Here is a 21,317-nt window from a genome sequence, read left to right as displayed (position 1 = left end):
CGCCGATCAACTCGAGGATCGTCCATGTCGTCAAAGTGATGTAAAAGGCTAACGCTATCCATTTTGTCTAAAAAACACTCTATGCTTCAAAAAAGATGGCTATTTTAGGTCTATTCTGTTCGTTTTTACACCGATTTATATGGGACAGCCCTGGCAACAAGGGAGGATGCGATAACCGATATGAGAGCCTATATTGCTTATTACAACTCAGGCAGAATACATTCAACACTGGGGTATTTAACCCCTATCAAATTTGAGAAATATGCTTAAAGAGGTGTCCTGCTGGACTTGACCACAACAATTTGAGACGGGCTTACAAAAAATAATATTTTCAGTAAAAAAATCTGTGAAGCTTTTTTGTGAATTTCTCTGAATAGTTTCAAAATTCATCCTTATCAGCATGCCAGCCCAAGCAGAAATAACCGGCAGGCAGATCAAGTATATATTCACTGAGCTATCACGAATTCCAGGGATGTATCGCAGGGCCAGGATAAGCAGGACCGCAGAGGGCCCAGCCTAATAACCCGTGAACTAGCTTCCCAGCGTAGCGCCACCATCGACAACAATATCCTGCATGGTCACATGTGCAGCCATATCCGAGGCCAAAAAGAGAATTGTATTAGCTACATCGTCGGTAGAGGCAATTTTATTCAGGGGGATTCCCAATTTAAATTGATCTGGACTACCCGCTATAGTCGTGCCCTTGCCACCATTTTCCCCCCATAGCTCGCGCAGCATTTGTGTATCTGTCGATCCCGGAGAGACAAGATTGCACCTGACTCCAAACTCAGCCATCTCAAGAGCGACACAATTACTCAGTCCCACCAACGCAGCCTTTGAAGCACAATACGCAGTCATTCCCATTCTTGGTACATGAGCAGCATTCGAAGCAACATTAACAATGGCACCTCGGCGCCGGCTTTTAAAGTATGGCAACAGCTCTTTAAGTAAGTTAAAAGGCCCTGTCGCATTTACAGATAGGCAGGCCTGCCAATCGGCCAAAGTTAATTCTGACATACTACCAAGACGCAGAATGCCAGCCGCATTGACCAGAATATCCGGCCCCTGATTGTCATTGAGTAAGTTCTGACAAACCTGAGCTATCTGATCTGAATTTGTAATATCCAGTGTGACCGTCTGGTAGTTGTATTCCTCATTCGGAAAGTCAATATCCAAACCGATAACGGAGGCGTTGTAGCGTTGAAACAGGTCCGCTGTGCATGCACCTATTCCCCGTCCAGCGCCCGTAATCCATACGCGCTTTCTCAAGAAACTCATAAAAATTTCACTCCGCTAGTTGCGGATATTTACCCTGAATCAATTGCCACCATCCGTTTAAGGACGGGGCAACAGCCAACTCCTCAAACGTCATGTGAACACCTAATTTTTGCCAATCAGTAATTAACCCCATCAATTGCGCAGAATCCAACCCATAGTCAATCAGATTTTCATCGGCATCAAAGAGCTCCGGCTCTTCATCAATCAGATCCAGTAATTGATCCTTGAGAAGGCTCCAACTCAGAACGGTTGCCGCCGACGCACCGATAGACAGTACATCACCTGTGGCAACAACACTGCCGCAGCGCCGCGCTACATACTCTAGGGCCATATGATGTTCCTGCTCAGAAAAATCACCCACTGCATCCGCAATCATAAAGGGCTGCACATCACGCATAAAGGCATCTAAAGCTGTTGTTAAACAACCAATATGAGCATAAATGCCACAGATAATTAGTTGATCCCTCGTGGATTCCTTAAGAATCTCCTCCAACTCAGAGCGATAAAAGGCACTGTAACGCCACTTGACCAGTACTATATCATCCCTATCCGGCGCCAACGCAGGAACAACTTTTTGTAGACTGGGGTCTGCTTTTGTAAGGCCAGGCCCCCACATATCGTTTAGTAATGCACGATCTTTGTCGCTCTGCTCTATCGGCTGCGCTGTATAGATCACCGGTATATTGTGTTGCTTCGCCCAAGCCCGTAACGCAACGATATTTTTTTCGACCCTTTTAACCAAGCCACTGTCTTCGCCAAAGAAACGCACAAAGTATTGTTGCATGTCATGGATTAGCAAGGCACTTCTGGAAGGTTCTATTTTCCAGTCGACTTTATTCTCTGGAAGCGACTTAATGACAGGAAGGCTATAATTTTCCAATGATGGAATGGACATAAAATTTAGCACCTTAAACCTTGGATGTCACTGCTTTCTCTCGCAGCACTTTACGTAATTTTTTCTTATCTGTTTTCCCAATTGGGGTAAGGGGCAAGCTCCTCACGAACTTAAACTTATCGGGCAGTTTGAATTGTGCCACACCTAAATCCCTTAAGTATTTCCTCAAAACTAGCGGCCGTAAATCAGGATCACTAGATACTAAAAAGGCACAACTTTTTTCTCCCAACAAATCATCAGGCATTGCTACCAGTGCTGCCTGGGAAATGGATTTATGGCGCAGCAGTAAATTTTCGACTTCTTCAGCAGCAATTTTCTCTCCTCCACGATTAATCTGATCTTTCTGTCGACCAACCACACGCAGGTATCCATTGCCATCGCGCTGTACCAGATCTCCGGTACGGTAGAAGCCGCCAGCATCAAATGCGGCTTGATTATGTTCACCACTTTTATAGTAGCCACGAATCGTATACGGACCCCGCGTTATCAGCATGCCTGTTTCACCGGGGGGGACTGGCTGGCAGTTTTCATCAACCACAAGTACCTCATCATCAGGGCACATGGGACAACCCTGGGTACAGAAAATTAGAGGATCATCGTCATCCAGGCGCGTGTAATTGACTAACCCTTCCGCCATACCAAAAACCTGCTGTAACTGGCAGCCCAGCTCTTCAGGTACGCGTCGTGCGATGCTCTCCGCAAAATTGGCTCCACCTACCTGCATTAAGGACAATGTGGCGAGCTTATCTCGGTGAGCCTCTGCGGCTTTTAACCACAGGGCTACAGCGGGTGGAACCAATGCGACCATATTGATTTGATGCTGGGAAATCAGTGAGAAACAGTTGAATGGTTCTGGATCGGGCGCCGTGATCACAGTTCCGCCATTGTCAAATACTCCGAGAGCGCCGGGAGAGCTAAGGGTAAAATTATGTCCAGCTGGAAGTGCACACAAAAATCGGGTTTGCGGTCCAAGACCACATAATTCAGCACTTCTCCGTACACTGTACAGGTAATCATTATGAGTTCTTGGAATCAGTTTGGGCGTGCCTGTACTTCCGCCGGACAACTGGAAAAAAGCCACCTCACCGGCCGGGGTAGGCTCTAGCTGTGCTATCTGCTCAGGGAAATTTAGTCCATCTTCCAGTAAGTCTGCATAGTGGTTCTCGCCATAAATCAACGCTTGCTGTAAAGATGGTATCTCTCGCTTTAAATCTTCGAGAAAAGATCCTTCTGAAAACAGTGGATGTGAAGCTGATGCGACAATTAACGTGGGGTGGAGTTGCTGGGCGTAGGCCGTCAGCTCCAGGCGCTGGTGACTATACAAAGCGTTTACCGGTACTACACCTATTTTTATTAATGCAAAAAATACAATATAAAATTCAGCGATATTCGGCAGCTGTACTAAAGCAGTATCGTAAGGTTTAAGGCCTCGAGCCAATAAGGACTGAGCTAAATTATTCGAGAGCCTATCAATATCGGTATAGGAAAAATATCGGTGTGCACAAATAATCGCCGTTGCGCTGGGCCTCTTTACGCAGGAAACCCGCAAAACATCACTCAGCGGCTTGTCCTCCCAGTAGCCTAGATCCCGATAACGGCGCGCCATAGGCTCCGGCCATGGTGTAAATTCAATGGTCATCAAAGTGCTTCCTGCTGTGTTATCCCTAAAGCATTGAGCATGGTACCCAGTTTTGCCCTGGTTTCCTGCCATTCCTGTTCAGGGCAGGAGTCCTCAACAATTCCCGCTCCTGCAAATAACTGAATCTGATTTCCATTCACAATTCCACAGCGAATAGTAACCACCCACTCACCGTTACCCTCAGCATCACACCAACCCACCATACCGGTGAAAACTCCTCGCTCAAAGGGTTCTACAAGGCGAATTAAATTGCGCGCATCTTTCGTAGGAAAACCACATACCGCCGGCGTTGGGTGAAGCTCGCATGCAAGCTCCAAAGCGGACAACTGTGGATCATCCAATTGTCCCCGGATCAGGGAGGATAAATGCCACATAGCTGGTGTACTAATAAGCTCGGGGCTTGTGGGGATATCGAGCTTATTACAATAGGGTGCAAGGACTTGCCGAATTTCATCTATTACCAAGCGGTGCTCATAACTATCTTTAGAAGAAGTTAGTAATGACTGACTAACAGCGAGATCTCTTTCGCTATCACCCTGGCGCTTCGCCGAGCCCGCCAACGGATTGGAAGTTAACTGGTTTGCAACCTTACGAACTAACAATTCAGGGCTGGAGCCAATAAGTTCCTGATCACCCTCAATAGGGATACGGAAGTGATATCCCAAAGGATTCTGTACAATCAATCTTGATAAAATTTCATCTACTGAAACCTTTTCTGCCAACTCAACATTGAGCACGCGAGATAATACCGCTTTACGTAAATCGCTGTGTTGGAAATTGGCTATCGCCTGCTCCACAGCTTGCTTAAATCGCCGCTCTTCAGGGACGCTCTGCATCTTTTCAACACGAGGAATCGGTGCTTCACAGTCATTCACCGTTGAAACCATCTCACTGCGATCAAAGAAATCACACTCTATCGGGATATATAATCTCGACGGCTGACCCAGATCAAAAGGTACGGCTCCGACAACCACAGGATTGCAGATCCCCGCTTTTTTCGCTGCTGTAAAAGCCTCTTGAACCGATTCATGAAACTGCTTCCTGGTATCATCAGCATTCGGCGAAACCGGTTGATTAATTTCCGCAAAAACCCCCTTGCCTCTCAAGCTACGGTAGGAAGAGGTGAACAGAAAATCGGCGGAACCCAAGGCTGAGCAGCCGCCAGACTCAATATCTGTGTTCGGGAAGAGCATAAACTGCTACTCCGTTGAATATACGAATGAGAATGACTATCATTATACTTCCCGAGGGCGAGTGTTTGTCAATTGGCGCTAGTAATATTTGAGAGATATTTACATAAATTTCAATGCGGGATACGACACTCCAGGTTGAAGCCTGAGCAAAGACTGCAGGCAACTCAGCAGGGCTCAATCTAAAAAAAATTTAATATTTATTTCTGCTGTAACCAAAAAAATCAAATTAATCACTCACGGAGGTTAAGTAAATCCTCACAAACTATTTTAAGTACCACCTTCCACATTGAATTCCAACAGCAAGTAAATCCCCATTGTTTCACTTTCTTGAAACAATCCATATAAGACGCGAATGATAATAATTTCTATTTACATCCGACACCCTCCTAAGGTAGCCTGTCGACAAATCACCACTTGATTCTTAAAAAATAGGTTCGGAACACGATTCCCCCACAAAAATCAGCGGGAAGGTAAAAATCAAAACACAAGGAAGGACCTGGCTGTAGTCATGCGCTCAACATTAACCGCTCTCAATTTTCCTAACTTGTTTGAAGTGGGTAGCGCGCCTTGGTGGTCCGAGGTGGAGCGGCATGGGCTTCCATTTATCAGTGGTAGCCCTTCTAGTGAGAAAAAACTAAACCTCACATTTATATGGAAAGACCCAAATGGCAATGAACTCCTGTCGCCGATTAAACGTGTTTATATCGATATTAATTGTGTTACCGACCACCACACATTTTCACCTCCATCCTTAGAACGATTGCCAGGCACCAATATTTGGCATTGGCAACTTGAAGTAGAAAAAAACTGGAGGGGCAGTTATCGCTTGATACCCACAACAGAAAAATGGGTTGGCAGCAATTGGCAAAAAGAGCTGCAGCGGAATGAAGACAAGTGCCAGATGCAGCGCCATTGGTGGCGCAGCCTGTTAAAGACAGCTATACCGGATCCTCTGAACCGTCAAGCCCCAAGTATTGGCCAATGGAGCAAAAAATTTTCAGCGATTCACTTGCCGGAATCGGAAGAACAGAGTGCATGGCTAAAATTCGATCTGACACCTGCATTCCAACTTTCTGAAAGTAGCTATACAGAAAACTTGGCAGAGTCTTCCTGGCAAAGCACATCACTGGGAGTCAGCCGTAAAATTTGGACCTATGTCAGTGGCGAGACATCAACCCCAAGCAAACGCCCACTCATAATTCTGTTAGACGGCGACCGGTGGGCAAAAGAAATGCCTATTTTTTCAGTGCTAGAAGAACAGACACTATCTGGAAATTTGCCACCCGCACTCTATCTATTGATTGATCCCATTGACGGTCATCAGCGGGAGCGAGACCTGACTTGCAGCGAAGATTTTTGGCAAGCCATTCAAACTGAACTCATTCCACAAGTGCGAAAAATACTCCCACACACCGACAACCCGGCTTACACAATTGTGGCGGGACAAAGCTATGGGGGCTTGGCAGCGATGTACGCTGGCCTGAATTGGCCTGAGCGATTTGGTAGTGTCATTAGTCAATCCGGCTCATTCTGGTGGCCAAATAATGAGCCGATGAGAAAAAGAAACACCAGTCATGTTAAAGGATGGCTTACTGAACATGTCCTTAAGGGATTTTACTCTCCCGCCGGCTTGAGAATTTTCCAGCAAGTCGGCACTAAAGAGCATGCGCTGAGCACAGTAAATGACCAATTAAATAAAGCGCTATGCAACAAAAATTTTGACGTCGAATACCAGAGATACACCGGTGGGCACGATATTTTGTGTTGGCGCGATGGACTGCTCAAAGGTATATCGTACTTATTACAAAACTTCAGCATTCAGGATTAAAGTTGCTATGCAATCAGAATATCAAAATCCGTTTGACGATGAGAAACACCTGTTTTTTGTTTTAAAAAACAATCGTGGCCAGCATAGTTTGTGGCCGGAATTCGCGGGCATTCCTGAAGGCTGGGAAACCATTTACGGCCCCCAGGCTCGAGGATTTTGCATAGCGTATGTTGAAGAGAACTGGAAAGGCTTGAACCACTAGCCACATAATCTCCCTGACCTTCATAAATTTAGACTAATAAATTTAAAGGCAGGTCTGATATTTTTACTGCAACGCTCCAATTATAGCGGCGGTGAAAGGAAAAGTCGTAACGGGAAAAGACCCAGTACATACTCATTCAAAATAAAATAAGCTCAATGCCCCCTATCTTTAGACTTCAGTCAGCGGCGAGTAATTAGAACAGGAAGACTTTCGGCACGTACCGTTGCTCTCATCTCGGCATTGTGCCAACTCAATAGCTTGAATAAGGATTTTTACTGTGCAAGAAAAAAGCTCATTCATTTCTGCAAGTAAACCTGATGATAACACATACCCTTTGGTAGGGCCCCAAGTTGGAATTTGGCTGGCCGACCAACTATCCGAAAGCAGCAATGCTTTTTCTGTTGCGCAGTATGTAGAAATCATGGGTTCCATTAATATCGACCTGTTAAGTCAGGCTATTCATATTGGCTTGTGTGAAGCCGACACTATTCACAGCGAATATCACCAGGAAGACCAGGGACCTGTTCAATGCTTCAAGCCGGCACCAACTCCGGAGTCTTTAAATGCTGTCGATATTGTCAGGATAGAAGAGACGGATCACCCGATTGAATTGGCCAAAGTAATCATGCTCAATGATATCCAGGGTGACGATAGAGCAGATAGCGGAATCCGTTTGTATCATCACATTATTTTTCAGCTCCCGGAAAACAGCAATGGTATTCAGATTCTTTGGTACCAGCGCTATCACCATTTAATGGTTGATGGATTCAGTTTTAACGCCCTGACAAAAAGAATTGAAGTGATTTACAATGCGCTGCTCAACAAGGCTGCAATTCCAGACTCTCCCTTTACTGCATTCACTGCCGTTATTGACGAATACCTCGATTATGCGATGTCAGAAAAATGCCAAACAGATAAGGATTTTTGGCGAAACTACGCCAAGGAAATGAGTACGCCACTATCATTATCGAATAAAAATACGGGATTGCTGGAGAATGCGAACAGCCTTGTTCATCGACGAAAATTCTGTATAGATCGAAGTATCATCGAAGAGTTAACCCAGCAGTCAGACGCAAAGAAGTTGTCTGTTATCGATATATCTACTGCAATTATTTTTATTTATTTATCCAGAATGTGTGACAGTGAACAAGTTACTGTCGGCTATCCGTTTATGCGCCGTATGGGTTCGGCAGCCTTAAGCGCCACCGGTCCTGTTGCCAACATCCTCCCTTTGCAACTTGAAGTCCGCCGCGAGCAGACCTTGTTTGACATCGCTCGATCCCTGTCCAGGGAGTTGCGGAAAATTCGTAAACATCAGCGTTATGAAGCGGAACAACTGCAAAGAGATCTCGGACTGGTAGGTTCTCACAGCCGCCTGTACGGCGCCACCATCAACTGTAAAATTTTTGACTACGCCTTGGATTTTAATGGAACCCTGGGAACTACCCAGCAACTGGCAACAGGTCCCATTGAGGATGTTGAGTTTTCAATTTATTTTGGCAACAACACTATAACCATTGAGCTGGCAGCCAACGCTCACCGCTATGAACTCAAAGAACTTGAATTGCACAAGCACAGAATCAGTAATTTATTTACTCAAGCCCATAAAAACCGTCAAATTTTAGCCAGCGAGTTTTCTCTAATCCCGGAAAACGAGCAGAGCTTGATTGACGGATGGGCGAAAGGAACTGAGATTGCCAATACAGAGCAATATATCAGTGTGCTCGACATTTTTTCCCAGCAGGTTCAGACTCGGGGCCGTGATACCGCCATTGTATTCAATGGGCAAACTGTTTCATTCGAAGCCTTGTCATATCGCGCCCTACAAATTTGTATTGCCCTACAACAAGAAGGTATTAGTACTGGTGATATTATCGCGGTGGCTCTGCCTCGATCAATTGACGCTATCGCATCTATTCTTGCCATTCTCTATTCTGGTGCCACATACCTACCACTTGATTTGACGCACCCCGATGAGCGCATTGCCGTCATGTGCGAAGATGCACAACCGGCACAGGTGATTACATTATCCAGCCAGGCAAACCGACTAGCACCTAAAATTTCTCAACTCCACTTGGATACTGTGGCCCCTCCCCAATTTGAACTGCCTTTTGATCAAGCCACCGTAACAAATGGTGATCAGCGGGCTTATATTTTTTATACCTCCGGTTCTACAGGAAAACCCAAAGGGGTGATGGTACCCCACGGAGCACTTCTAAACCTGGCATTGGCCCTACAGGACGAGATATTCAAAAACGCAAATACCCGCAGCAGCAATCAGCGGTTGAAAGTAGCGTTGACAGGTTCCTTCTCATTCGACACATCCTGGGACCCCATATTGCTGCTAATGCTCGGCCATGAACTGTATCTATTTGACGATGATGCCAAGCGGGATGTTTATGGACTTATCGATTCTATCCGTTCGCTGAAGATAGATACCCTCTCTGTAGCGCCCTCTCTGGCCACCCAGCTTTTGGAAGGCGGACTTATGGAAGCAGGCCACCACCATCCCATCTTGATGGATATTTGTGGTGAAGCGGTTTCTCCAGCCCTGTGGTCCGCACTGCGGCAATACCCCCAACTGCAGGCACACAATATTTATGGACCCACAGAATTTACGGTCTATGCGACCAGCGCACAGGTTCTACCTGAATTACCTGAGCCGGTCATTGGGCGCCCCCTTGCCAATACCGAGTTATATGTTCTGGACAAACGTCTGATGCCAGTCCCGATCGGCGTAGCTGGAGAGCTTTATCTCGCCGGGGACAATATGACCCTCGGATATCTACGTCGACCGGAAACTACCGCCATTCGCTTTGTCGCCAACCCCTACCGCTCCGGTGACGTTATGTATCTGACTGGGGACTTGGTCCGCTGGAGCACCGCAGGGCAATTGGAATTTATTGGCCGCAGTGACAACCAGGTGAAAGTACGTGGATTTCGTGTTGAGTTGGGTGATGTCGAAGCTGCCTTTTCCGCTCTGGAAGAAACCAAAGAAGTCGCCGTTATCGCCAGGCCCATTGTCACTGGCAATCAATTGCTGGCCTACTGCACCCTTAAACCCACTGTAAAATCTACCTCTAAAGATAAAGAACAAGAAGTCAGATCCAGACTTCTGCAACAATTAAAAGCGCAGCTCCCAGACTACATGGTGCCCAGCAGCCTGGTAATTCTCTCTGAGTTCCCCCTGACAGTCAGCGGAAAACTGGATAAAAAAGCATTGCCAATACCCTCTGTTCCCCCACAGCAATGTTCCAGACCCGCAAAAAATACTGAAGAACAACTTGTCTGCGATGCCATTGCGAAGATCCTCGATTTGGACAGTATCGGAGCGGAAGATGATTTCTTTCAGCTGGGAGGTGACAGTATTTCCGCAATGCGCCTTTGTACAGCAATGCGCAACGCCGGATATGACCTGCGTCCTAAAGAAATTTTCCAGCTCCGTTCGCCGGCACAAATTGCGCTAAACCTGAACGCAATACTATACCAACCCGAGCAACTGCCGCTTAACACTGCAAAATTACCACTGAACCAAGTCGAGAAAAAATATGGCCCACTCGCTGCGGTATTGCCAGTGCTGCCATTACAAGCAGGGTTATTGTTCCAAGTCCAGTTGGGGAGTGAGGAAAACTCCTACAGTTTTACCACCAAACTGGAATTGACCGGAGAACTGAATATTCCCCGATTGCGCAGCGCACTCGATAGCACTTTATCAATGCACCCCCAACTGGGAGCCCTATTCGACTGTGAATCCTGGGAGGCCCCTCTGCAGTTAATCCCCCGAGCGACCAATGACACAGGGAGTATGCCACACTGGCCGCTCACGGAAGTGGACTTGAGCCAACAGCCAGATCAGCTGCAACAGGAAATGATACTGGCCTTGGAGCTCCAGCAAGCTAAAATGCCGTTCGATATTCCCACGCATGTGGAAACCCGCACCCCGTTGTTGCATGCACATATTATCAAGATGGCGGCTAAAAATTATTCTTTGCTGATTACCGCCCATCACCTAGTTATTGATGGTTGGTCTACACCTATTCTACTGCAGGACCTGTTAGGAGCTTATCGCAAAGATTCCCATAGAGTTTCTACAGAGACCAATCGCTACATTCCGATCGTATCGCAGCTAGCGAACAGGGATCAACGAGACACCAGAGAACATTGGCACAGCCTGCTCCGGGGGGTGATCCCCACTTTGGCCTTTGCCGAAAGCAGAGACAAAGAAACCGTCCACGAAATTGAACTCCCGCTGTGTGAACAACTGCACCAACAGCTCAATAAGTTGTGCCAACAGGAAGGACTCACGTTTAACACACTTATCCAAGGTGTTTGGGGTGCCCTGTTAGGCTCGATAACCGGTCGCAATGATGTAGTCTTTGGAAGCCCGGTGTCAGGACGCTCCAGTGCGGTCGAAGGTATCGATGAAGTGATTGGCCTATTCAGTAATACCCTGCCCGTTCGCGTTCAATTAGAGCCGCAACAACCGCTGATAAAACAGCTGCAGTCCTTGCAGGAACAGCAGATTGCACTGTTCGACCACGATGGTATTGGGCTGGGAGAGATCCAGCGTATTGCCGGCTCTGACACTCTCTTCGATACCCTCCTGGTCGTTGAGAACTATCCGGCTGATAAAGTACTACTGCAGCAAGATCATGCAGGGCTTCAGTTAAACTCGGTTAAAAGTCGAGGATTTACTCACTACCCGCTAACGATATTGGTTCTGCCCGGAGACAATCCGAGAATCCTGTTTGAATACCGTGATGCCGTGGCCAATGCTGAATATCTGGCCCAGCGGTTTATCAACCTGCTTACCCAGCTTGCGGAAAGCCCGAAGCAACCACTGGCATCAATGTCTCTGCAAGTCCTCGATGAACAACTACTCATCCAAAGGATTAACGATACGAATCAGCATATTGCACCGGCAACTTTACGCGACTTAATGATCCTGCAAGCGCAAAAAAGCCCAACAGGAAAGGCGCTAACCGACGAAAATTTCTCCCTTGATTATCAAAGTATGCGACGACAAGTTTGCAATATTGCATCCCAGCTCAATATAAATCGAATTGGCCCCGGTGATATTGTTGCCGTAGCGATTGATCGCAGTATCCCGCTCAGCCTCGCTCTTCAGGCCGTTATTGAAGCCGGAGCAGCTTATCTACCACTGGATATCGATTATCCCGACGAGCGCTTAGCACTCATGCTGGAAGACGCCAACCCCAAGTTGATTCTCGCAGGTGCTAACCAGGTTCAGCGCTTTGGGGATAACTGCCCGGTGCCCTGCCCTGGGCCGGTGCTCTCAATCGAAACCTTGCTTTGCAAGGAAGCTCCCAGAGAAAGGGTAGCGACAGAAATTCGCCCGGAAGATCCCGCCTACTTGATTTACACCTCCGGATCTACCGGTCGCCCCAAAGGCGTGCTGGTTTCCCACGCTGCCATTGTGAACCGGCTCCAGTGGATGCAGAGTGAATATCGGCTCCAAGCAAGTGATGTCGTATTACAAAAAACGCCATCGAGTTTTGATGTATCCGTGTGGGAATTCTTTTGGCCGCTGATACAAGGCGCAGAACTGGTAATGGCTCCCGCTGAAGCCCATCGAGACCCGAAACAGTTACTTGAGACAATCTTGCAGCACCAGGTGACAACCATGCACTTTGTTCCCTCTATGCTGGCTGCCATGATGGATTACCTGGACAGCCAGCCATCGGCGACACCCCAAACTGCTTCGCTGAGACGAATATTCTGCAGCGGAGAAGCGCTCTCCAAAGAGCTGGCTTCTGCCTACGCAAATTATTTCAACGCACCTTTACATAATTTGTACGGCCCTACAGAAGCCGCCGTCGACGTCACCCATTGCGCGGCTAATCCCAACATTGCCCTAAGTGAAGGAACTGGAGTTCCTATAGGAAAACCGGTATGGAACACCCAGCTGCGAATTCTGGATCAGTTCTTGCGACCAGTCGGCATCGGGGTGCCGGGAGAGCTCTACCTGAGTGGCAAGCAACTCGCCATTGGTTATCTTAATCGACACAGTCTGACCGCAGAACGATTTGTCGCAGATCCTTATGCGGTAGGAGAGAGAATGTATCGTACCGGGGATGTAGTGCGCTGGCTCGCGGACGGCAATGTTGAATATATTGGCCGTAGTGACGACCAAATTAAAATCCGTGGTCTACGTATTGAAATTGGCGAAATCGAAAAAGCCCTGGTATCTCTTCCCCATGTCAGGCAAGCAGCAGTACATGCCCGTGCACTTAATCGGACCAGAACTACTGGTGACAACCGCCAGTTGGTAGCCTATGTCATTCTGGAGAATTCATCCGAGACACCAACCGCGTTACGGCCACTGCTCGATCAACTGGCACAAACCCTGCCCGCGCACATGGTCCCATCAACACTCGTCGCCGTAGACTCTTTCCCCCTCAGCGCAAATGGCAAATTAGACAGAAAAGCCCTACCCGACCCGCAAATTGCCCAGCCCAATTTGGGCCGCGCACCCAATGAAGGGACTGAACAGATCATCGCTAACAGCTTTTGCAAGCTGCTGGATATCGAATCAGTAACTGCCGAAGCCAACTTCTTTGAGCTGGGTGGGCACTCCCTCTTGGCGATGAGACTGGCTGCTGAGTTACGCCAGGCTTTAACACTTCCCGTTACCGTTGGGCAGATTATGGTTTCGCCCACCACTGAAAGTCTGGCCGCGGTACTCACTGATGAAAAACTACGTAAAGATCCCGAAAAAGCCGGTTTTGGCAATATTCTTCCCATAAGAACCGGTGCTGGTACTGCTCTTTTCTGTATTAATCCTGGCTCGGGCTTTTCCTGGCAATATACCGGATTCCCCAAATACCTGGCGGGACGCTGGCCGATCATCGGATTGCAGTCTCCCAGACCTAACGGCGCTGTGGCCATTAGTGAAAACATGGGTGAGGCGGTGGACCGCTACTTACAAACCTTGCTCAGCGTGCAACCCGAAGGCCCCTATCACTTAATGGGATACTCTTTTGGCGGTACTGTGACTGTAGCACTTGCATCCAAGCTGACCGCTCTGGGCCACGAAGTTGCTTTTGTCGGTCTGTTCGATACCTACCCACCAGAAGGCCAGGAGTGGAAAAGGCCCACCGAAAATGAAGCCAAGGAAGAGGTGGAAAGAGAAAAACGGCAGTTCCTGAATGCTGCAGAAGGAGAGTTTGCCGATGAAGCAACACTGCAGGAACAAACCAAAATGTTCAACGACATCGTAGCCAACTATGATGACGCCGTGCGCCTGCTCTCAGATGCCTATACGCAGCCTTACTCCGGCAATGTGCAACTTTTTGTCGCTGAAAAAACACTACCCGATGGTTGGGATGTAGAGAAAAGCTGGGCCTCCTTCCTCAGTAATATGCAGCAACACCGCTTACCTTTTGCCCACGACGATATTCTGTCACCCAGAGCCCTTGAGGTTCTCGGCCCACTACTCAACGGGATACTGGCAAAGGTGCCCACCTTAAACCGACAAACAAAAAATGCAGATCTCCACGAGGCTGGCGAACCCCTATGAATCCTTCTCTGTTTATGAAATTTGACTTGCTAAAAAGCAACACAAGTTTTCGCATGATTTTTATCGCCAGGATGATCTCGATTATCTCCATGGGAATGCTCACCGTCGCTGTGCCAGTTCAGATCCATTCCATGACGGGCTCTACCATCCAGGTGGGTGTGATCATGACCCTTGAAGGTATCAGCCTGTTTATTGGTCTACTTTGGGGCGGAGTACTCGCAGACCGCTACAACCGCCGCACATTAGTTTTAATTGGCCGCTCTGGTTGTGGCTTGGGCTTTGCTGCACTGGCTGTAAACTGCTTTTTTGCATCACCATCATTAATTGCTCTCTACGCCCTCTCTATCTGGAGTGGTTTGTTTGGCGCCATCGGTATCACTGCGTTAATGGCCTCCATCCCCTCGATTGTCGGCAAGGAGAATCTTGCTCCAGCCAATGCTCTCAGCATGCTCACCGTGAGAATCGGTACCGTTATCTCCCCGGCAATTGGAGGTCTTATCATTGCCGCCACAAATATCAGCTGGAACTACACGGCTGCATCAGTGGGGACTTTTGCCACTTTGATCCCGCTGACCCGATTGCCGTCAATGGTGCCGAGTAAGCAGCCCGGCAAGCGCCCCTTAAAAGCACTGGCCGAAGGTTTCTCCTTTTTGTTCAGCCATAAAATTGTTGGCAGCGCCGTGGCTGTCGGCACACTGGATTCACTCGGAAAAGGAGTCCGCGTGCTATTTCCCGCACTGGTCACAATCTCATTTGGTGGTGGTGCTTTCGAAATTGGGCTGATGTACTCGGCTGTTCCCCTGGGTGCTATGTTGGGCGCCTTAACCAGTGGCTGGGCCCCTCAACTCAAACGTCCTGGCGCTGCCCTACTTCTAAGCTGCACTCTATCCTTTGTAGCCCTCGGTGCCCTCACTCTGAGCAATCATCTCTATTTCGCATTATTGGCGTTGGTCGTCTATGGCTACCTCGGCGCGACCAGCTCACTCATTCAAATAACCCTGGTACAGAGCCACACCCCCAACCCATTACAGGGTAGAGTTAACAGCTTATGGGTCGCACAAAATGTAACTGGGGATACTGTCGGTGCTATGGGCTTTGGTCTGCTGGGTAAGGTATTTGCTCCCATGGTTGGAACTTTCTATTTTGCAGCCGTCGCAATGGGTATTACGATCGCGATGTCCCTAGGGTTCAGCAGCTTAAAGGGCGCTGCGTTTATTAAAAAAAAAGTACAAAAAGTATCAACACCCGCCCAGAACCTTACCCCACAAACAAAAAATATGGATTCAGAAGTAACAACATCATGACTCAGAAAACTGTTTGCAATACAGATATCCCGATGTCCTCTTTTCTCGGGGGGCACCAGCTTATCGAACCCGCACATTTTTCTAGCTACTTAGTGGAAAGTACCTTTAATCCAGAGAACTATAGCGACCAGCTTTTTTCCCTGTTAAATATTCCTTTTCCACAGCAGTTGAAAAAAGCTGTTACATCGCGACGCGCTGAATTCCTAGCGGGGAGAAGCTGTGCCCATTATGCACTTCAAAAGCTCGGGATACCGGTAGCTGAAATTCCCATCGGAGCGAACCGCTGCCCGGTTTGGCCCCCAGGTATTCGAGCATCGATTACTCATGCTTCGAATAGAGCTGTCTGTGCCGCCAGCAAAGAAGCAGAGGTGCTTGGCGTCGATTTTGAGACGACGATAAAAGAACAAACCGCCAGAGAGATAAAACAGAACCTAGTGAGCCCAGCGGAAGAAACGCTGCTGTCAAAAAGTGGGCTAGCGCTGGAAACCTGGCTGACTATTGCTTTTTCAGCCAAAGAAAGTCTGTTTAAAGCTATTTACTCCAAAGTTGGTCAGTACTTTGACTTTCTCGATGCCGAAATTTTGGTTTTATCTGTTCAACAACAAAAATTAGAACTGCGAATATTGCGGGACCTGTCACCCACAGTCCCTACAGGAAGCATGTTTATTGGCGCATACCAACCACATCAAGACGGCATATTGAGCATCGTTGAGCATTCATGACAACTTGCAACGCAAGCGATCAATCAGGAAAAAGAAAAGGACCTTGTTATGTCTGACATTCCCGCTATTTTGAGCGTACAGTCTCATATGCAACTTCCTCGCAATGACGAATTAATCGACACAATGCCCTGCCCTTCCACTACAGCCATGAGTATTGAACGCACCCGAGGAGAAATAGCCAGGATAGTTAACGGTGAGGATGATCGCTTATTGGTGGTCGTGGGTCCCTGCTCAATCCATGATCCGGACGCAGCACTGGACTACGCACAACGGCTATCAGAAATAAAAGCCCAATTTGAAAATACTCTCTGTCTGGTGATGCGGACGTATTTTGAGAAACCACGCACCACAGTAGGCTGGAAGGGCTTTATCTATGACCCCAAGCTAGATGGCAGTGCGGATATGCGCACGGGGCTTATAAAATCTCGTGATTTACTACTCAATATCAATGCTCTGGGTCTCGGTACCGCAACTGAATTCCTTTGCCCTCTCAATGCACTATATATTGCAGATCTTATTTCCTGGGGGGCTATCGGAGCACGAACAACAGAGTCACAGACACATCGGGAACTGGCCTCGGCACTGCCCTGCCCCATAGGGTTTAAAAACAGTACCGATGGCAATATACAAATTGCCATGAATGCCATTAAGGCAGCGCAATCAGAGCAAATATTTTGCACGACTATCCGCAATGGAAAATTTGAAGCGGTTCAATCTACCGGCAACCAAAACTGCCATTTGATTCTTCGTGGCGGCCGTCAGCCAAATTACTATTCAGCTGACATAGAACAGTCAGTTGTCCTACTTAAGTCTGTATCACTGACAACCAATATCATGGTTGATTGCAGTCATGGCAACAGCCAAAAAATACACAGCAATCAGGTTGTGGTGGCGGGCTCACTCTGCGAGCAGATCAGTTCAGGGCAGCAAAACATTTCAGCCGTAATGCTTGAAAGTTACCTTGAAGCGGGTAGTCAGAAAATCAGCTCAACTGGAAATATGGTTTACGGACAGTCAGTGACTGACAGCTGTATTGGTTGGGACGATACCTGCCAAACACTAGATATGCTTTCCGAAGCAGTTGTCAGGCGCCGTAATCTCTCTACCACGTCTCACACTCTACCCATAGAACTCAGTCGAAGTGCGGTATAAAAAGCAAGCAGCAGCTAAAGAACGATCGCCACCTGAGACAAACTGGCAATCTCGCTAATATCCTGCTGCAGCATAGGGACCACAATTTTTTCGGTACACCAATAAGGTTCGCTTATAAGCACAAACACATTCACTATGTTGATTTTTCGCTCGAGAATAAACACTGAGTATCCCTTGCTCTGGCCGAGATTTTGACGCCCGCTTGGAAAGTATCTCTGATTCAAAATACAAAGTATCACCCACATAAACTGGCAATATTTTGCATTCGCTCATTTCCAAGTTTGCCACAACCTTGCCAAAAGTCTTTGTGGTATGTGCCATAGCGCTCAAAATAAAAGTCTCCAAAACACGAACTCTATCTCCGTACACCCGGCGAGCGTAGACTTGATCAGTAACAAACGGGGTCAGATCAAACGAGTGAAAAGCGTAATCCAAGCAACTGGCTTCGGTAAACGTACGCCCTGGACGATGTTCAAATACCTGACCCACCTCAAAATCTTCGAAGTCTATACCTATTCTTTCAATGAATACGTTGTCTGCCACCGCCTTCAAAAAATAAAATGATTCCTTCATAAAATTTACCCGCAGCAACATTCAGGGTACTTAATAACCGTTTGCGGAGAATGGCAGATGATTACGCTTGTAAATCAGCAGATCACAACCCATTTCACACACTACCTTTTTGTCTTGATTCAATCCGCAAATAGCAACACGTACTAAACCCGTCTCAGAATGTTTATCGCCGGCTTGTAATTCTATAACTTCACTCTCAGAGTACAAGGTATCGCCACCAAAAACTGGCGCTACCATTGCAATCTTCCCCCAGCCGAGAATTTTTTTACGGCGATTATAGGTTTTCCAGATCATCCCCATTAAATGCTGAACAATCAGGGTCGTATCAATAAGGGGTTTACCGAACTCTGTTTGTGCCGCATAGTAATCATCAAAGTGCAACATCGCCTGGTTCAGGGTATTGATGCACTCTTCCTTGTTATCCTGCTGGCTAATGGTAACACCCGGCCTGTGCCGGAATAGTTGCCCCTTTGTAAAATCTTCAAAATCAAGACCAAAGCGCTCCCGATAACGCTGTTTACCGATTTGCACATAGGCGGGAAAGCGATACTGGGACATAGAAACCTCTCCCCTTGCTTATAGCATTCAGCGAAAACCGGACAGCCAGGTCAACCTACACAGTGACTTTCACACTCCTTTGGACGCCGCCACAATTTTCAGGGCCCGCTCTACGACCGGCATATCCACCATCTGGCCATCGACCACCAGAATGCCTCCATGGTTCTCTTCATAGGCTTGCACTACCCGTTGAGCATGGGATAGAGCCTCATTTGAAGGTGCTAATCCATGGTGAATCGGTTTAATTTGTTTCGGATGGACGGCAATTTTTCCGGAGAACCCCAGTGCAGACACACGCTTGGTTTCTTCGAGTAAACCCTTTTCATCCTTCAGCTCTAACCAAGGGCCATCTACAGCATCGATTCCGGCAAATGCCGCAGCTTGCACCAATCGGCCTCGGCCATAAAGAAGTGCATCCCAACTCATATCCGATCCAACGACCGAACTATAATCAGCCGCACCAAAGGCCAAGCAAACCACGCTGTCAACCTGAGCAATACTCAATGCGTTTTCCAAGCCTTTAGGTGATTCGATCAGGGGCATTATGCAAATTTTTTTATGCGAAGGCGCCATCACCTGGGAAAATCCTATTACCTCCTCCGCAGATTGCACTTTGGGAATCATGATGATGTCCGGCAAGCGGCTCAAAGTCAGAAGCATCAGCATATCTTTAATACCAAGATCGCTATCTAGCTGGTTGATCCTTAACGCTCGCTGAGCACCAATATTTTTTTTCCCGGAGAAGAAATTGACCACTTGCTCTCTTGCCGCATCTTTTTCGCTGAGGGCTACAGAATTTTCCAGGTCTACGCAGGCAATGTCCGCCCCACTCGCAATCGCTTTTTCATAACGATCCGGCCTGGTAGCGGGCACAAATAAAATACTTCGAAAAGGTCGGCTTCTATTGACGATACTACCCATCTGATATAACTCTCACACTGATATGATTTGTGACCGATTGACGCCCAGCATATCCGAACAATTCCAAGAGTAAGCTTCTCATCTATTTGCCAGTGGCAACCTACCCGAACCAATTCAACGGCTCACCAAAAATACTAGCAACTCTGATCTGAATCGCGCCAACTATCCATATTTACAATCAATCTCTGCAGAAATTTAAAACCGCATGACTGAGGGTTCCCAAATTTAATGCTCAATCATCCAGTATTAAATACTCATTGCTCTAGGATAAAGGATAGGGCAAACCTATTTTTGGTGGAATTATCCGACATGTTACCTCTCACAGGCTTGCGAATTGTGGCTGTAGAGCAGTATGGGGCTGGCCCCTTTGGCACTCTCTATCTGGCAAATTTGGGAGCAGAAGTCATAAAAGTGGAAGATATTTCCAATGGTGGCGACGTGGGGCGAAGCGTTGGTCCTTATTTCGTAGAGGGCGAATCAGGGGATAACAGCAGCTTGTTTTTTCAAGGTTTTAACCACAATAAACGCAGTTTATCCCTTAATCTTTCTTCCCCTCAGGGACAGGAAATCCTACACAGATTAATTCTCACTGCAGATGCACTGACCGATAATCTTCGCGGTGATGTCCCTGACAAACTCGGTATTACTTACAAGCAGCTTGGGAAAATAAATCCAAAGACTGTTTGCGCTCACCTGACTGCTTACGGGCGCGAAGGCGATCGAGCCAAATGGCCGGGGTATGACTACCCGATCCAAGCAGAGGTAGGCTACTTTAAGTTGACGGGTGAGCCCGACAGCCCCCCGATGCGATGTGGTCTTTCCCTGGTAGATTTATCTACCGGTGTAGCGCTTGCCCTGGCCGTCATTTCCGGCGTTTTAAATGCAAGGGAAACCGGCAAAGGCCGGGATATCGATGTCAGCCTGTTCGATAACGCTTTATATAATTTAAGCTACATCGCCATGTGGCAATTGAATGCGGGGCACAACCAGCAGCGTGTCCCGCGATCGGCCCATTTCTCCCTAAGTCCCTGCCAGCTCTACAAAACCAAGGATGACTGGATATACCTGATGTGCAACAAGGAAAAGTTTTGGGCCGCGCTGTGTCAATGCATGGGGCACTCCGAATTAATTGAAGCCCCAAAGTTTATCAATTTCCGCGAGCGGCAAAAAAACAAAGAAGAGCTGACCGGTATACTGGATAATATCCTCAGCAAAAAAAAGACTACCGAGTGGCTGTCAATCTTTGCCGGCCATGTACCGGCGGCCCCGGTATATGACATTGAGCAAGCACTTACCAACCCATTTGTCGCCAAAACTGATCGGATTCAGTCCATGTGCAGCGACTGTGGCCAGGAAATCAAAATGCTGGCACCGTCGATTCGTTGCGATGGGGAAATGGTCAAGTTTAAACGGGCACCCACCTTGGGAGAAGACACCAAAGACATTCTCACCGAATTAGGCTATTCCGCAGCCGAGATAGCCAAGCTGGCTAGCTACGGCATCATCTGAAAC

The 21,317-nt window shown here is 47.6% G+C and carries 15 protein-coding genes; 8 read left to right on the top strand and 7 right to left on the bottom strand.

Annotated elements, in window-relative coordinates; genetic code table 11:
• Positions 1-150: 150 nt before the first annotated feature.
• Positions 151-270 (top strand): IS3 family transposase, encoded by a 120-nt coding sequence (locus MO867_RS09305; protein ID WP_256473911.1) that lies wholly within the window; start codon positions 151-153, stop codon positions 268-270.
• 261 nt (positions 271-531) lie between these two features.
• Here MO867_RS09305 and dhbA read toward each other — a convergent pair whose 3' ends face one another.
• From dhbA to MO867_RS09285, 4 genes are read right to left on the bottom strand one after another with little or no spacing between them, the layout of a single operon-like run.
• A complete protein-coding gene (gene dhbA / locus MO867_RS09300; RefSeq protein WP_252466096.1) occupies positions 532-1,278 on the bottom strand; it encodes a 2,3-dihydro-2,3-dihydroxybenzoate dehydrogenase in 747 nt (248 codons plus the stop codon).
• A 7-nt stretch (positions 1,279-1,285) separates the two neighbouring features.
• Complete coding sequence (locus tag MO867_RS09295) at positions 1,286-2,173, bottom strand: isochorismatase (protein WP_252466095.1); 888 nt, start codon at positions 2,171-2,173, stop codon at positions 1,286-1,288.
• A gap of 13 nt (positions 2,174-2,186) precedes the next feature.
• Complete coding sequence (locus MO867_RS09290) at positions 2,187-3,812, bottom strand: (2,3-dihydroxybenzoyl)adenylate synthase (RefSeq protein ID WP_252466094.1); 1,626 nt, start codon at positions 3,810-3,812, stop codon at positions 2,187-2,189.
• Entirely contained in the window at positions 3,812-5,005 is a 1,194-nt protein-coding gene (locus MO867_RS09285; RefSeq protein ID WP_252466092.1) for an isochorismate synthase, read from the bottom strand. The genes MO867_RS09290 and MO867_RS09285 overlap by 1 nt, the downstream gene beginning before the upstream one ends.
• 508 nt (positions 5,006-5,513) lie before the next feature.
• Between MO867_RS09285 and fes the strand changes: the two genes are divergently transcribed.
• The 6 genes from fes (at position 5,514) to MO867_RS09255 (ending at position 17,753) form a co-directional block, all read left to right on the top strand.
• Positions 5,514-6,833, top strand: coding sequence for an enterochelin esterase (gene fes / locus MO867_RS09280; protein ID WP_252466090.1), 1,320 nt, complete (start codon positions 5,514-5,516; stop codon positions 6,831-6,833).
• Positions 6,834-6,840: 7 nt separating this feature from the next.
• A complete protein-coding gene (locus MO867_RS09275; RefSeq protein ID WP_252466089.1) occupies positions 6,841-7,035 on the top strand; it encodes an MbtH family protein in 195 nt (64 codons plus the stop codon).
• A gap of 277 nt (positions 7,036-7,312) precedes the next feature.
• Positions 7,313-14,575, top strand: coding sequence for a non-ribosomal peptide synthetase (locus tag MO867_RS09270; RefSeq protein ID WP_252466088.1), 7,263 nt, complete (start codon positions 7,313-7,315; stop codon positions 14,573-14,575).
• Positions 14,572-15,879: an enterobactin transporter EntS gene (gene entS, locus MO867_RS09265; protein WP_252466087.1), complete on the top strand. Its 1,308-nt coding sequence runs from the start codon at positions 14,572-14,574 to the stop codon at positions 15,877-15,879. Before MO867_RS09270 ends, entS begins: the two co-directional genes overlap by 4 nt.
• On the top strand, positions 15,876-16,601 hold the full coding sequence (locus MO867_RS09260; protein WP_252466086.1) for a 4'-phosphopantetheinyl transferase family protein: 726 nt from the start codon (positions 15,876-15,878) through the stop codon (positions 16,599-16,601). Before entS ends, MO867_RS09260 begins: the two co-directional genes overlap by 4 nt.
• A gap of 48 nt (positions 16,602-16,649) precedes the next feature.
• Positions 16,650-17,753 (top strand): 3-deoxy-7-phosphoheptulonate synthase, encoded by a 1,104-nt coding sequence (locus tag MO867_RS09255; protein ID WP_252466085.1) that lies wholly within the window; start codon positions 16,650-16,652, stop codon positions 17,751-17,753.
• A 54-nt stretch (positions 17,754-17,807) separates the two neighbouring features.
• On the opposite strand, the gene MO867_RS09250 is transcribed toward MO867_RS09255, so the two are convergent.
• From MO867_RS09250 to MO867_RS09240, 3 genes are all read right to left on the bottom strand, one after another.
• Positions 17,808-18,326, bottom strand: a complete 519-nt coding sequence (locus tag MO867_RS09250) for a MaoC family dehydratase (RefSeq protein ID WP_252466084.1) — start codon at positions 18,324-18,326, stop codon at positions 17,808-17,810.
• Positions 18,327-18,356: 30 nt separating this feature from the next.
• Positions 18,357-18,884: a MaoC family dehydratase gene (locus MO867_RS09245; protein ID WP_252466083.1), complete on the bottom strand. Its 528-nt coding sequence runs from the start codon at positions 18,882-18,884 to the stop codon at positions 18,357-18,359.
• A gap of 69 nt (positions 18,885-18,953) precedes the next feature.
• Complete coding sequence (locus MO867_RS09240) at positions 18,954-19,805, bottom strand: HpcH/HpaI aldolase/citrate lyase family protein (RefSeq protein ID WP_256473908.1); 852 nt, start codon at positions 19,803-19,805, stop codon at positions 18,954-18,956.
• Between the two features lie 309 nt (positions 19,806-20,114).
• Here MO867_RS09240 and MO867_RS09235 point away from each other — a divergent pair, with 309 nt between their 5' ends.
• Positions 20,115-21,314, top strand: a complete 1,200-nt coding sequence (locus MO867_RS09235; protein ID WP_252466081.1) for a CaiB/BaiF CoA transferase family protein — start codon at positions 20,115-20,117, stop codon at positions 21,312-21,314.
• Positions 21,315-21,317: the final 3 nt, after the last annotated feature.

The sequence above is a fragment of the Microbulbifer okhotskensis genome, from assembly GCF_023895975.1.
Classification (GTDB): Bacteria; Pseudomonadota; Gammaproteobacteria; order Pseudomonadales; family Cellvibrionaceae; genus Microbulbifer; species Microbulbifer okhotskensis.
Note: the sequence above shows the minus strand (reverse complement) of the source record. Positions and strands in the feature narration are given on the sequence as shown.